This is a genomic window from Bradyrhizobium sp. Pha-3 (assembly GCF_042258615.1).
GTDB lineage: Bacteria > Pseudomonadota > Alphaproteobacteria > Rhizobiales > Xanthobacteraceae > Bradyrhizobium.
In genome coordinates this window covers 4,226,234-4,238,527 of record NZ_CP170152.1, presented here as the reverse complement: position 1 = coordinate 4,238,527, position 12,294 = coordinate 4,226,234, and the positions used below count along the sequence as shown (strand labels likewise).

Below are 12,294 nucleotides of genomic sequence, written 5' to 3'. Positions count from 1 at the left end.
CCTTGAGTCCCGGCGATCGGCCGTGCCGCCCGCCGCCTTCCTTAGTCACTTGTCTTCACTTGTCTTGGGTCACTTCCTGGGTCACTTCTGGACCTGTACCTCCGTCTCGATGGTGCCTGCTTTCTGAAAAACGACCGCGCATTTGAAGGTCTCGCCCGGCGCGAGCGCCTGACGCAACTGCAGCAGCATGACGTGATATCCGTCGCGCTTCAGCTCGAGCGTCGCGTTGGCCGGAACTGGTATATTGGATATCGAGCGCATGGCGGGCGCGCCTTCACCGCGATCGACGATGTGGCGCTCGGAAAAATTCGCGACCGGGCAGCGGACACGAAGCAGCGCGTCGGCGCTGTCGGCCTCGTTCTTGATCGTCATCGTCAAGGGAAGGTCCCCGCCCGCTTTGTCGACCGCCGGTACGCGCGCATCCACGATCGCAAGGGATTCGTTCGCGACGGCGTTATGCATCACTCCGAACGTGCTGATCAGGCAGAATAATGGCAACGCGATCCACGATCTGCGCTTAACGGTCCTGCACGCAACGGCGCAATGCAACCCCCGCTCGAACGACATCAAGTTTACTCCCGACATGATTTTTGCGGCATTGTTTCATGCTTCGTCGCGTGCTGCCAGCAATAGATCGAGAACGCTGCATCAATGCAATTTCGGCACGCATAGCCGCCATGCTAACTTTTTGCGCATGAGTGCTCTCGACATACTTCCGCCGGTGCAGCGCGAAACGGCGCATGCCGCACTGCGTGAGGTGATCGGCACGGCAGCGATCGACGCCATCACACCTATCTCAGGCGGCGCAACATCGGCACGGCTGTTCCGGATCGATGCAGGCGGCGAGAATTTTTTGCTACGAATCGAGGGCGTGCCGAGCCCGCTGCGCAATCCGTATCAATATGCTTCGCTGCGGATTGCCTCCGAAGCAGGCATTGCGCCGCGGCTCTATTATGCCAATGAGATGTCGCGCGTCGCAGTGATGGACTTTGTGCAACGGCGGCCGCTCGGTCGCTATCCCGGCGGGCCGCCGGCGCTGGCGAAGGCGCTCGGCGAATTGCTGGCGCGCCTGCAGGCGACGCCGCCCTTTCCCGCCTTCGTGGGCTATCCCGAGATCGTGGCACGGCTCTGGGCCCATGTCTGCCGCACCGGCCTGTTTGCGCCCGGCGTGCTCGACCGGTGCAACGACCATCTCGAGCGCATCCGCGCGGCCTATATATGGGATGAGGCGAACTCGGTCTCGAGCCACAACGACTCGCTCCCCGCCAACATCCTGTTCGACGGCAACAGGCTCTGGATGATCGACTGGGAATCCGCCTATCGCACCGATCCGCTGGTTGATCTCGCGATCGTCGGTGACAGCTTCGCGCGGACGCCGGAGCTGGAGGAGATTTTGCACCGCGCCTGGCTCGGCCGCCCGCTCGACGAGCCGCTGCGCGCCCGGCTCCGATTGGTTCGCGCCCTCACCCGGCTCTACTACGTCGGCGTGCTGTTCAGCGCATCTGCGACGGCACCGCGCGCCGCACCCGACACCAGCCTCGCGGCACCGACACTGACCGAGCTCGCAGCAGCCGCCCGTGCCGGCCGGGTCAGGATCGACACGCCGGCGGCAAAGCACGTGCTTGGAAAAATGTTCCTGGCCTCGTTCCTGGCCGACGTCGCGACGCCCGGCTTCGATCTTTCGGTTTGACGGTCAACCCGGCGGATTGAACGTCCGCGCAAAGAACACCGGCGCCCTGGCCTTCTTCAGCCGGTAGAGCTGCGCCGGCCGGTTCGGTCCCTTGCGCATCTTTGCGACCGGTTCGATCAGGTCGGCGGCGAGCATGCGGGTGCGGAAGGCACTCTTCTCCAGCGGACGATCGAGCACGATCTCGTAAGTCCGCTGCAATTCCGGCAGGGTGAATTCCACCGGCATCAGATAGGCCGGCAGCGAGGTATACTCGACCTTGCTGCGCAAACGCTGCACCGCCGCCTGCAGGATCTCGGCGTGGTCGAAGGCAAGCTTCGGCCTCACCTTCTCGCCTTCGACCGCGAACCACTGTGCATCCGCGGCCAGCGCGCTGCCTGCGGCGTGCTCCGGCAGCAATGCGAAATAGGCATGCGTCGCAGACCAGCCGCGCGGATCCCTTGACGCGCTGCCCCAGCTGCCGAGTTGCTCCAGATACGGACTGACCACGCCGGTCTTGTCCTTCAGCTTGCGCGCCGCGCAGGCTTCAAGGTCGCGATCGCCGGCAATATCGACGAAGCCGCCGGGCAACGCCCAAGCCCCTGGGAACGGTTCGGTTTCCGCCTTCGGGCGTTGAACCAGCAGAACCTGAAGCGCGTCTGACCGTATGGCGAAAATGACGACGTCGACCGTCGTCAGCGGCCTCGGAAAGTCGAGTTCCGGCTTCTCGGGCATGTTCTCCCCGCTTCCCCTGCCGGCGTGAACCTTCTCGCCGCTGGCCTTGACAATAACATACTAAGTTGTACAGTCCAACTAACTTAGTTGCTTAGACACACTTATTCAGGAGTGCACGCCATGTTCGGTCTCCGCTTCATCAAGGCCCAGCCGACTACCTATCTCATGAAGTACCGCCGCGGCACGGTGACCCAGCAGGGCGCCGGCCTGTCCGGCTTCTATTATGGGCCGGTCACCTCGCTGGTCGCGGTGCCGATCGGCAGCCGCGACGCCGCCTTCATCTTCCAGCAGATCGCGCGCGACTTTCAGGCGCTGACCATCCAGGGCCATGTCACCTACCGGATCAGCGAGCCGCAGAAGGCCGCCGCGATGCTCAACTTCACCCTCAAGGCCGACGGCAAGACCTATGAATCCGACGACCCGGAGCAGCTGCCGCAGCGGATTCTCGCGACCGTCGAGGTGCTGGCGCAGCAGGCGGTCAAGGAACTGACCTTGAAGGAGGCGCTGCAAGCCGCCGATCGCATCGCCGGACTGATCGAGAGCGGACTGCGCGCCCGCGTCGATATCGCCGCCCTCGGCCTCGAAATCCTCGGCGTCTCCATCCGCGGCGTCAAGCCGACGCCGGACACCGCCAAGGCGCTGGAGGCCGAAGCGCGCGAGGCGATCCTCAAGAGCGCGGACGAGGCGATTTTCGCGCGGCGCAACTTTGCGGTGGAGCAGGAACGCGCCATCCGCGAGAGCGAACTCGACACCGAGATCGCGGTCGAACAGAAGAAGCGCTCGATCCGGGAGACCCAGATGGATGCCGAAGCAAGTGTTGCGGCCAAGCAGGCCGAGCTGCGCGAGGCCGGCATGGTCGCCGACATCACGCTGGAGAGCAAACGCAAGGACTTCGTCGGCCTCAACGCCGAGAACACCCGCACGCTGGCCGATGCCGAGGCCTACCGCGTCGGCGCGCTGATGAAGATCTTCGAGGGTGTCGACACCCGCGTGATCCAGGCGCTGGCCGCAGCCGGCATGCAGCCGGGACAGCTGATCGCGCAGGCCTTCAGCGGCATCGCCGAAAAGGCCGAGAGGATCGGCCAGCTCAACGTCTCGCCCGACTTGCTGAACACGCTGCTGGACAGGCCCGTGGTGGAGGCTCCCCGTGCCCGCCGACAATGACCGCAAGATCGTCCTCGTCACCCGCAAGACGCGGCTCGAGGAGCTGATCGCAAAATACCTGACGGCGGCGCAGGCGCGCTTCTATGTCGAGCATCTCGGCGCCGACTTCTCCGACTACCAACGCGAGCACGATGTCTACCAGGCCGAGCGCCGCGTCACCGTGCAGGCGCTGGAGCAATGGGGCCGCTACCAGATCATCGACCGGGCTTTCCTGCCGAACTTCATCTTCGGCCCTTCCGACATCGTGGTGGCGCTCGGTCAGGACGGCCTCGTTGCCAACACGATGAAATATCTCGACGGCCATCCGCTGATCGGACTCAATCCGGATGCCGGGCGCTACGACGGCATCCTGCTGCCGTTCGTGCCGCGCGACCTCCCTGCCCTGCTGCGCGAGGTCGCGGGCGACAAGCGCGGTTACAAGGCGGTGACGATGGCCAAGGCCGCGCTCACCAACGGCCAGACCCTCTATGCCGTCAACGATCTCTTCATCGGCGCGCGCACGCATACATCGGCCGTCTACGAAATCGCCCTCGCCGACCGGAAGGAGCGGCAGTCCTCGAGCGGCCTGATCGTCGCGACCGGTCTCGGTTCGACCGCGTGGTTCAAGAGCATCGTCACCGGTTCGCTCGCGATCGCAGGCAGCTTCGGCGTCGCCGGCAGCGCGCCCTATCTGCCCCAGGCCTGGGACGCCGGCGCGCTGCGCTTTGCGGTGCGCGAGCCGTTTCCAAGCCGCACCTCGCAGGTCACGCTGGTCTGCGGCAGCCTCGAGCGCGCCGGGCGACTCAGCGTCCGCTCGCTGATGCCTGAGAATGGCGTCATCTTCAGCGACGGCATCGAGGCCGACCGGCTCGACTTCAACTCGGGAACGGAAGCCCAGATCACGGTCGCGGACCGCGAAGGACGGCTGGTGGTGTGAGACTGCCGCGCGCAGCTCACTGCGGCACGGGATGCAGCCGCGCCAGCTGATCGAGCGACAACCCGGCTTCGCGCTCCGTCAAGGGAAAGCGGACAATGATGTCCTGGCGCGCAAGCTGGCCCCACAGCGCGTCCGACGACCATTTCTGCGGCTCGGGTCCGCGCGGGCCGTCGATCCAGATGAAATACCATTCCGTCATGGCACGCGACCGCATCTCCCTCGCTGGAAGATTGGTCCTTTGCCGGCCAATCCGCAACGCCGGATTTTTCGCCGACTGTCGTTCTGGACCTATTCGTACGGCCGGCCATCCTTGTGCAGGAAGCGGCCGTCGGAGCTCAGGCTTATCATGTCGATGTCGGCACAGGTGATGACGTCGGCGCGCGAGCGCGAGCCGACCTCGAGATAGGTGGCCGTCATCTGCGACCTGTTGATCATGTGGTGCCCGTTGCCGGAGTTCTTCGGGAATGCAGCGCAATCGCCGGCGTGCAGCACGGTCTCGCCGCCGTCCTCCACCAGCACCACCTCGCCCGCGAGCACATAGACGAATTCGTCCTCGTCCGAATGCCAATGACGCTGGCTCGACCAGTTGCCCGGCGGCAGCCGCATCAGATTGACGCCGAAATCGGCGAGCCCGCCGACGTCGCCGAGACGCTGCCGGATTCGTTCCGCGCAAGGTGCGGCAAACTCGGCCGGATAGCCGGAGCCCTTGCGTTCCCCCACTTTTGTCAGATCGATCTTCGGCATGGCAGCGTCCCCGGGGCGATGACAGCAAACGAATGCGTGACGTTGGGCGTGGATGCGCGGCTATCGCAACGGCCCGCCGGAATTGTGACACTTCACCTCGTGCGACGTCAGGCGCGCCCGGGCAGGTCCTTTGCCATCAGGATGTCGTCGTAGTAGCGGCCGTCGATCTTCAGGGCGTGGTTCTCCAGCCCGTACTCGACAAAGCCCGCGCGCTGGTAGAGCCGGCAGGCAGGCTCGTTGCCCTTCACCACAGCGAGCTGCACCACCTCGACCGATTGCGCGGCGAGCGCGAGCACGGCATCGACCAGGAGCCGGCCGACACCAGCGCGCCGCGCCTGCTGCCGCACATACATCCCGAACAGCATGCCCTTGTGCTGCCGTTTCGGCCCATCCGCCGTGAAGAAGCCGACGATGCCGGCCAGCTCATCACTCCGAAACGCCCCAAGTATCACCGCGCCGTGCGCAAGCCTCTCCGCGAACCAGCCGACGGGATGAACGCTCTCCGTCTCATACGCGCTGCCGAACGCCTCGGGGCTCAGGCGCAGCGCCTCGAGGCGGACGTCGCGGTAGAGGGCGGCGTCCGCAGGCAGGAGGCGGCGAATCTCGATGGCGTGCGTGGTCATTCCGTGTCCTGTCTCGGTCGCGGCAGCATGGCCGATCGACCGCAATATCTATCGCGCGGCCGGCCTATTCCATAGTGGATTGGAGCGGGTAAGCGAATCCACCTCTCATATCCGCGGCTTCGGCCGTCGCATAGAGATAGACTCCGGATCGCGCTTGCCTGACACTGGCGCATCGAGGAGAAGTCCATGATATTCTGGATCGCGAGTGTGGCTGGATTGGCGATCGCCTATCTTCTCGGTTCGATACCCGCCGGCTATCTGGCGGGGAAACTGCTGAGGGGTATCGACATCCGGGAGCACGGCTCCAAATCCACCGGGGCAACAAACGTATTGCGTACCCTCGGCAAGTGGCCCGCGTTGGCGGTCCTCTTGGTCGATGTGCTGAAGGGCGCAGGGGCAATCGCATTTGCCCGCTGGTTCTATCCCTGGCTCGGGACATTGCCGCCGGTCACGCCGCCGACCGATCCGCAAACCGTGGTGCCTTGGGCGGTCTGCCTGGCCGGGCTTGCCGTGTTGCTGGGACACAGCCGCTCGATCTGGTTGAATTTCACCGGCGGCAAATCCGCCGCAGCAGGGCTCGGCGTGTTGCTGGCACTATCCTGGCCGGTCGGTTTGGGCGCCGCACTCGTCTTTGGCGTTGTGCTGGCTATTTGCCGGATTGTGTCGCTTGGTTCGATGCTGGCGGCGCTCACCGCGATCGCGCTGGTCTGCGTCATGGAACAGCCGTTGCCCTACCGGCTGCTGGTCATTGCAGGTGGCCTTTACGTGATCGCGCGCCATCGCGCCAACGTTCAGCGGCTGCTGGCCGGGACCGAACCGCGGCTGGGATCAGGCGGACGGGAACCGACAGCCGCCTCGCAAGGCTAACCTGCGCACTCCGAGGTACCCGACGTCACAACCGGCGGCTCGTCACCGGTGGTGCCGTGCCGCTGCTGCAATGGCAAAGTGCCAAGTCTGTCATACTTTCGAAATCGCCTCGATAACGTCCGACGAATGCGTCACGAAGCCGAAGCATTTCTTGACGTTGAACAAGGTCGCTTCGACGCAGTAGCCCGGCGAGGTCGTCGCGCAGCAGTCCTCGACCAGAACGCAGCCATAGCCCAGGAAGTTCGCGTCGGTCAGCGAATGCAGCACGCATTGATCGGTGTTGACGCCGGCAAACAGGATCGTCTTGGTTCCGAGATTGCGCAGAATGCTGTCCAGCGGCGTGTCCCAAAAACCGCTGATCCGGTACTTGTCGACGTGAATGTCTTCGGGCTCCTGCTTCAATTCATCGACAACGGCCGCGGCCCAACTGTCCTTCTGCAGCACACGCGCGCCGCTACCCGGCAACGGCTCGCCAAGACCGATGCCGACGCCCTTCGGCTTGTACAGATGGAGCTGGTTGGGCGCCATGTTCTTGAGATCGGGCCGATTGCCCCAATTCAGCCAGATGACGTGCACGCCGGCGTTCCGCAACACCGGGAGAAGCTTCTGCAGCGGCTCGATCGGCGCCCGATCCGGCGTGTGGTCAAGGCCGAGATGGTCGACCCATCCCCCCTTCGCGCAGAAGTCGTTCTGCATGTCGACGACGATGAGAACGGTGCGGTGCAGATCAACCGTCACCGTCTGAGGCTGCGCGTCGATCGTGACCGCCTTGGGCGGCGGCGGCGCCATCGCCATGTTGACGTTGTTGTCGCCGACCAGCCATTTGTAGCCGGGAGCAGATCCAAGAGGATTGGCGGTGTTGGGCGCGGCGGCTTCCGCGGACTTTGCTAAATTGGAACTCGTCATCGGATTGTCCTCCCTTGGCTATGTTTTCTTGCCTATGTTTTCTTGAAGTCTGTTGCGATCAGCCGCCGCGCTCGAACGGAATGGTCAGGGCCGAGGGCTGTCTGCTCTTTCCGACGAAGCCCGCGATGGCGACCAGCGCCAGCAAGTACGGCAGCAGCAACAGCAGCGCGACCGGCACATCGAGTTGCAGCGCCGGCACCAGGAATTGCAGCGCGGTCGCGAAGCCGAACAGCAGGCACGCCGCCAGCGTGTACCAGGGATTCCAGCCGCCGAAGATCACCGCCGTGATCGCAAGATAGCCTGCACCCTTGGTCATGTTCTCGGTGAACGTGTTGCTGTCCGCAACCGACATGAACGCGCCGCCGAGGCCAGCCAGGATGCCGGCGTAAAGCACGCCGAGATAGCGGGTCTTCGCTACGCTGATGCCGGCCTTGTCCGCGGCGCGCGGATCCTCGCCGACCGCCCGTACTGCCAGCCCGAACGACGTGTACTTCAGGATCAACCACGTCACGACGACCATCAGGATGCTGACATAGGCAAGACCGGTCTGGTTCGCCAATGCCGGTCCGATCACCGGGATATGCGCGAGCCACGGCAGATTGAGCTGCGCGAAGCCTGGAATCGGATCGCGCGACAGCGGCCCGAAGATCTCCCGGTAGAGGAACGTCGTTGATCCAAGCGCCAGGATGTTGAACCCTATCCCCACCACCAGTTGATTTGCGCGCAAGGTCACGCTCAGCACCGCCTGGACCGCGGCGACCGCCATCGCGACCAAGACGCCGGCCGCCACGCCGAGCAGCGGCGAGCCGGTCGCCCACGAGGCCAGCGCGGCGGTGAAGGCCGACATCAGCATCATGCCATCGAGGCTGAGATTGAGCACGCCGGCGCGCTCGCTCAGCATCTCGCCGGTTGCGGCGAAGATGATCGGAACCGCGAGGCGCAGTCCGGAACCGATGAACACGGCCATTTGTTCGTCAATCATCGGGTCACCTTTCGGTTGGTGAGGATTGCGGAGCCTGCAATGACAATGACGATCAGGCCCTGGCAGATCAGAACGACGGCGGACGGGACGTGCGCCGATATTTCCATGTTGATCGATCCCGATCGCAGGAAGCCGAACAGCAACGCACCGATCACCACGCCGGCGGCCGAGCCGCGCGACAGCAGACCGACCACCAGGCCGTCAAATCCGTAACCGGACGAGAAATCGCTCGTCAGATAGAACTGCTGGCCGAGAATCATGATCGCGCCGCCGAGACCGCCCAGGCCGCCGGAGACCGTCATGGCCAGGATGACGTAGAAGCTCGTCCGCATGCCCGCACGGCGGGAGGCCGTCGCATTCAAGCCGACGGCACGCAGGCGCAGACCGAGCGTGCTGTGCTTGAGCACCAGCCACACCACGACGACCGCGATCGCCGCGATCAGCAGACCGATATGGAGCGGAGATCCATTGTCGGGGAACAGCAGCGGCAGCTTGGTCGTGTCAGGAATCTCCGCCGATTCCGGCAGCGACGACACGTCGCTGATCGGCTTGCGCAGCAGGTGAAAGGACTCGACGGACCAGTACACCAGCGGCAGCGCAATGAAGCTGAGCAGCAATGTGCTGATGACCTCGTTGGTGCCGCGCGCAGCCTTGAGGAAGCCCGCCAGGCCGCCCCAGACGGCTCCGGCGATGGTCCCGACGGCGAGCGGCACGATGAACGCCAGTCCCAACGGCAGGTCGCCGGCGCCATGGAGGGCCGCGGCCGTCGCGAACATGCCGCCCATCGCGATCTGCCCCTCGCCGCCCACATTGGTCAGGTTGGCACGGCTGGCGAAGATGAAGCCGAGACCGACCAGCGCGAGGCTGATGGCGCGATTGATCGAGGCACCGATGTTGAAATCGCTTCCGGCCATGCCGTCCCAGAAGGCTTCGATCGCCTCGAGGACGGACGCACCCGTGGCGGCGATGATGAGCAGGCCGATCCCGAGCGCGATAATGGTCGATATCACCGGAACCAGAACCTGCAACGGCACAAGCTCGAGCCTCGCGCCCTTTGCGACCCGCGCGAGCTTCGGATTTTTCATAACCATGGCCAACCTAGACATGCGCATGCCCCGACATCATCGCTCCGATCGCCTCGCGGCTGAACGACCCGGCGGCGAGCTCGCCAACCAGCTTTCCTCGGTAGATCACCGCGATCCGGTCCGACACCGCCATCAGCTCCTCGAGCTCGCTGGAGATCAGAAGCACCCCGAGCCCGTCATCGCGCGCAGCACGGATCCGATTGTAGACGGCCTCGATCGCACCGACGTCGAGGCCGCGCGTCGGTTGCGCAGCGAGCAGGAACACCAGCGGATCGAGCGAAAGCTCGCGTGCAAGCACCGCCTTCTGCTGGTTGCCGCCGGAGAGGCTCGCCATCGAAACATCAGGGCTGCTCGCCCGCACGTCGAAATCGCGCATGATCGCCTCGGCCGCCTTGCGCCGCGCCGACTTGTCGAGCAGGCCGAACCGGCTGAACTTTCCGATCGCGCCGAGAAACAGGTTCTCGGCCACCGACAATTCCCTGATGCAGGCCACCGCATGGCGATCCTCGGGAACGATGCCGACACCCGCATCCGTGATCTCCTGCGGCGTGCAACCGGCGACCGGTGTCCCGCCGACGACGATCGCGCCGGCGCTTGGCGAGGCGAGCCCGGCCAGGATCAGTCCGAGCTCGGTCTGGCCGTTGCCCTCGACGCCCGCAATGCCGACGATTTCACCGGTACCGACCGTGAGGCTCAGGCCGTCGAGCCGCGGCACGCCATGCGGGTCGCGATAGACGAGGTCCGAGATTTGCAGCACCGCCTCGCCCGGCGACACCGGACCGGCCGCGTCTGTGGGTTTCGCCGGCGTCTTGCCTTCGATGTCGACCGCGGCGGCGAGCACCGAACCTGCCGACTGGACGTCGCGGCCGACCATCGAGCGCACCAGCGATCGGATGTCGGCGCCCTCCATCGCGACGGTCTCGATGATCCGGCCCTGCCGCAGCACCGTCGTGCGATCGGCCACACGGCTGATTTCGCCGAGTTTGTGCGTCACCAGGATCACGGACTTTCCGCGCAGCGCCACCTGGCGGCAGATCGCCAGCAGCGCGTCGATTTCGTCGGGCTGCAGCACGGCCGTCGGTTCGTCGAGCACGAGCAGCTGCGGATCGCCGAGCAGGCATTTGATGATCTCGACCCGCTGCCGCTCGCCGACCGAAAGCTCGTCGATCCGCGCCTCCGGGTCGATCTCGAGCCCGTATTCCGCAGCGAGCTGCTCCATCCGCACGATGATGTCTTGCGGCTTCAGCACCGCGCTGGCACGGCCGAGCATCAGGTTCTCGGCGACGCTCATGTTGGGCACCAGGCTGAAGTGCTGATGCACCATCACGACGCCGCGCTGCAGCGCCTCCGCCGGGCCGCGCGGATCGAACGGCTCTCCGCCCAGCATCATCGTGCCGGCATCCGGCCGGTACACCCCGAACACCAGATTGCACAATGTCGATTTGCCGGCGCCGTTCTCGCCGAGCAGGCAGTGCACCTCGCCGCGCTCGATCAGCAGCGATATGTCGTCGAGCGCGGTGAAAGCCCCGAAGCGCTTGGTCAAGCCAGACAGTTCGAGAAGAGCCACGGTCAGCCCACCTTGACTTTGATCTTGTTCGACAGCAGGTCGTCCTTGAGCTCCTTGATCTTGGCCTGGATCTCGGGCGTCGCGCCGGCGCAGATTTCGATGTCGGCCGAGCGTGGCCCCATGGCGAGGCCGAACTGCTTGTACTCCGGGTGCCACGTTCCGGCGACGGCCTGGTCGATGGCATATTCGACCATGAAGCCGATGCCGCTGACCGTGTAGGCGATGTAGAGCGGATTGTTGTCGGAGCAGTAGTTGGTATAGCTCCCAATCATCCTGGTGCCCTTCTCGCGCGCCGCCTGCTCCATTCCGCGCACGCCGAGATTGAGGATGTTGTAATGGACGTCGGCCCCCTGCGCGATCGCGGCAAGGGTCGCTTCCTTCGCCTTGGCGACGTCGTCGAAGTCGCCGGTGTAGGTCACGAAGCATTTGGTGTCCGGCTTGACGTGCTTGGCGCCGTTCGCGAACTCCGTTCCGGTGTTGACGATGGCCGGGATTTCAAGCCCCCCGACGTAGCTCACCGCACCGTTCTTCGACATCATCGCGGCGACCGCGCCGGCGATGAAGCCGATCTGGGCCTGCAGCACGTCGTATTGCGCGACGTTCTCGGTCGGCTGTCCGGTCGGGCCGACGATGGAGAACTTCACCTTCGGGAATCGCTTGGCGACCTTGAGCACCGATGCCTGGGTCTGCCCCGCGGCGCCGATCACCATGTCGTTCTTGGTCGCGAGCGTGACCAGCGCCTGCTCCATGTCGGCGAACTTGACGTTCTCGATCGACGTGATCACGACCTTCTTGCCGTGGCGCTGCTCGGCCGCCTTCATGCCGTTGTAGGCCGACTCCATCCAGCCATGGTCGGCCCGCGACCCCGGGATGAGGATGCCGATGCGCAGCGGCTTCGCAGCATCGTCGGCGAAGGCGAGCCGGCCCGATGAACCGATGAAGGCTGCCGAGAGCAGACTTGTTTGCAGAAATGCACGACGGGTACCGTTCATGTGTTTCCTCCTGTTCGTTCCCGCTGTTGCCGCATTGTTTGTTGCGG

Annotated in this window: 14 protein-coding genes; 4 read left to right on the top strand and 10 right to left on the bottom strand. The window is 64.7% G+C overall.

The features are described from left to right. Positions 1 to 81 precede the first annotated feature (81 nt). On the bottom strand, positions 82 to 567 hold the full coding sequence (locus ACE10Z_RS20035) for a copper chaperone PCu(A)C (protein ID WP_375789444.1): 486 nt from the start codon (positions 565 to 567) through the stop codon (positions 82 to 84). 127 nt (positions 568 to 694) lie between these two features. Between ACE10Z_RS20035 and ACE10Z_RS20030 the strand changes: the two genes are divergently transcribed. After that, positions 695 to 1,690 carry a phosphotransferase gene (locus tag ACE10Z_RS20030; protein ID WP_375789443.1) on the top strand — a complete coding sequence of 332 codons (996 nt, stop codon included), beginning with the start codon at positions 695 to 697 and terminating at the stop codon, positions 1,688 to 1,690. A 3-nt stretch (positions 1,691 to 1,693) separates the two neighbouring features. Here ACE10Z_RS20030 and ACE10Z_RS20025 read toward each other — a convergent pair whose 3' ends face one another. Further along, positions 1,694 to 2,401 carry an NUDIX domain-containing protein gene (locus tag ACE10Z_RS20025; protein ID WP_375789442.1) on the bottom strand — a complete coding sequence of 236 codons (708 nt, stop codon included), beginning with the start codon at positions 2,399 to 2,401 and terminating at the stop codon, positions 1,694 to 1,696. Positions 2,402 to 2,521: 120 nt separating this feature from the next. Between ACE10Z_RS20025 and ACE10Z_RS20020 the strand changes: the two genes are divergently transcribed. Together ACE10Z_RS20020 and ACE10Z_RS20015 are read left to right on the top strand one after the other, a co-directional pair. After that, positions 2,522 to 3,565 carry an SPFH domain-containing protein gene (locus tag ACE10Z_RS20020; RefSeq protein ID WP_375789441.1) on the top strand — a complete coding sequence of 348 codons (1,044 nt, stop codon included), beginning with the start codon at positions 2,522 to 2,524 and terminating at the stop codon, positions 3,563 to 3,565. Continuing rightward, positions 3,549 to 4,481: a sugar kinase gene (locus ACE10Z_RS20015; protein WP_375789440.1), complete on the top strand. Its 933-nt coding sequence runs from the start codon at positions 3,549 to 3,551 to the stop codon at positions 4,479 to 4,481. Before ACE10Z_RS20020 ends, ACE10Z_RS20015 begins: the two co-directional genes overlap by 17 nt. Before the next feature lie 16 nt (positions 4,482 to 4,497). Here ACE10Z_RS20015 and ACE10Z_RS20010 read toward each other — a convergent pair whose 3' ends face one another. The 3 genes from ACE10Z_RS20010 to ACE10Z_RS20000 all read right to left on the bottom strand — a co-directional run bounded on the left by ACE10Z_RS20010 (position 4,498) and on the right by ACE10Z_RS20000 (position 5,848). After that, positions 4,498 to 4,680: a hypothetical protein gene (locus tag ACE10Z_RS20010; protein WP_231168917.1), complete on the bottom strand. Its 183-nt coding sequence runs from the start codon at positions 4,678 to 4,680 to the stop codon at positions 4,498 to 4,500. Between the two features lie 89 nt (positions 4,681 to 4,769). Beyond that, the gene (locus ACE10Z_RS20005; protein ID WP_375789439.1) at positions 4,770 to 5,225 is read right to left on the bottom strand and encodes a cupin domain-containing protein; all 456 of its coding nucleotides are present in this window, start codon (positions 5,223 to 5,225) and stop codon (positions 4,770 to 4,772) included. 107 nt (positions 5,226 to 5,332) lie between these two features. Next, positions 5,333 to 5,848, bottom strand: coding sequence for a GNAT family N-acetyltransferase (locus ACE10Z_RS20000; protein WP_375789438.1), 516 nt, complete (start codon positions 5,846 to 5,848; stop codon positions 5,333 to 5,335). Between the two features lie 186 nt (positions 5,849 to 6,034). On the opposite strand from ACE10Z_RS20000, the gene plsY reads away from it, so the two are divergent. Continuing rightward, positions 6,035 to 6,715: a glycerol-3-phosphate 1-O-acyltransferase PlsY gene (gene plsY, locus ACE10Z_RS19995; protein WP_375789437.1), complete on the top strand. Its 681-nt coding sequence runs from the start codon at positions 6,035 to 6,037 to the stop codon at positions 6,713 to 6,715. A 90-nt stretch (positions 6,716 to 6,805) separates the two neighbouring features. Here the strand turns inward: plsY and ACE10Z_RS19990 are convergent, their stop codons facing one another. Genes ACE10Z_RS19990 through ACE10Z_RS19970 form a run of 5 tightly spaced genes read right to left on the bottom strand, consistent with a single transcriptional unit; the run spans position 6,806 to position 12,247 of the window. Beyond that, the gene (locus ACE10Z_RS19990) at positions 6,806 to 7,621 is read right to left on the bottom strand and encodes a cysteine hydrolase family protein (RefSeq protein ID WP_375789436.1); all 816 of its coding nucleotides are present in this window, start codon (positions 7,619 to 7,621) and stop codon (positions 6,806 to 6,808) included. A 58-nt stretch (positions 7,622 to 7,679) separates the two neighbouring features. Continuing rightward, on the bottom strand, positions 7,680 to 8,603 hold the full coding sequence (locus ACE10Z_RS19985) for an ABC transporter permease (RefSeq protein ID WP_097674258.1): 924 nt from the start codon (positions 8,601 to 8,603) through the stop codon (positions 7,680 to 7,682). After that, positions 8,600 to 9,688, bottom strand: a complete 1,089-nt coding sequence (locus tag ACE10Z_RS19980) for an ABC transporter permease (RefSeq protein WP_375789435.1) — start codon at positions 9,686 to 9,688, stop codon at positions 8,600 to 8,602. The genes ACE10Z_RS19985 and ACE10Z_RS19980 overlap by 4 nt, the downstream gene beginning before the upstream one ends. 13 nt (positions 9,689 to 9,701) lie before the next feature. Next, positions 9,702 to 11,255, bottom strand: a complete 1,554-nt coding sequence (locus ACE10Z_RS19975; protein WP_375789434.1) for an ABC transporter ATP-binding protein — start codon at positions 11,253 to 11,255, stop codon at positions 9,702 to 9,704. A 2-nt stretch (positions 11,256 to 11,257) separates the two neighbouring features. After that, positions 11,258 to 12,247 carry a BMP family protein gene (locus ACE10Z_RS19970; protein ID WP_375789433.1) on the bottom strand — a complete coding sequence of 330 codons (990 nt, stop codon included), beginning with the start codon at positions 12,245 to 12,247 and terminating at the stop codon, positions 11,258 to 11,260. Positions 12,248 to 12,294 lie beyond the last annotated feature (47 nt).

Bases quoted from the DNA above. Each gene is read 5' to 3' on its own strand.
- ACE10Z_RS20030 (WP_375789443.1), top strand. From the start codon at position 695: ATGAGTGCTCTCGACATACTTCCGCCGGTGCAGCGCGAAACGGCGCAT.
- ACE10Z_RS20005 (WP_375789439.1), bottom strand. From the start codon at position 5,225: ATGCCGAAGATCGATCTGACAAAAGTGGGGGAACGCAAGGGCTCCGGC.
- plsY (WP_375789437.1), top strand. From the start codon at position 6,035: ATGATATTCTGGATCGCGAGTGTGGCTGGATTGGCGATCGCCTATCTT.
- ACE10Z_RS19985 (WP_097674258.1), bottom strand. From the start codon at position 8,603: ATGATTGACGAACAAATGGCCGTGTTCATCGGTTCCGGACTGCGCCTC.
- ACE10Z_RS19970 (WP_375789433.1), bottom strand. From the start codon at position 12,247: ATGAACGGTACCCGTCGTGCATTTCTGCAAACAAGTCTGCTCTCGGCA.
- ACE10Z_RS19980 (WP_375789435.1), bottom strand. From the start codon at position 9,688: ATGAAAAATCCGAAGCTCGCGCGGGTCGCAAAGGGCGCGAGGCTCGAG.
- ACE10Z_RS20025 (WP_375789442.1), bottom strand. From the start codon at position 2,401: ATGCCCGAGAAGCCGGAACTCGACTTTCCGAGGCCGCTGACGACGGTC.
- ACE10Z_RS20035 (WP_375789444.1), bottom strand. From the start codon at position 567: ATGTCGTTCGAGCGGGGGTTGCATTGCGCCGTTGCGTGCAGGACCGTT.
- ACE10Z_RS20010 (WP_231168917.1), bottom strand. From the start codon at position 4,680: ATGACGGAATGGTATTTCATCTGGATCGACGGCCCGCGCGGACCCGAG.
- ACE10Z_RS20000 (WP_375789438.1), bottom strand. From the start codon at position 5,848: ATGACCACGCACGCCATCGAGATTCGCCGCCTCCTGCCTGCGGACGCC.
- ACE10Z_RS19990 (WP_375789436.1), bottom strand. From the start codon at position 7,621: ATGACGAGTTCCAATTTAGCAAAGTCCGCGGAAGCCGCCGCGCCCAAC.
- ACE10Z_RS20020 (WP_375789441.1), top strand. From the start codon at position 2,522: ATGTTCGGTCTCCGCTTCATCAAGGCCCAGCCGACTACCTATCTCATG.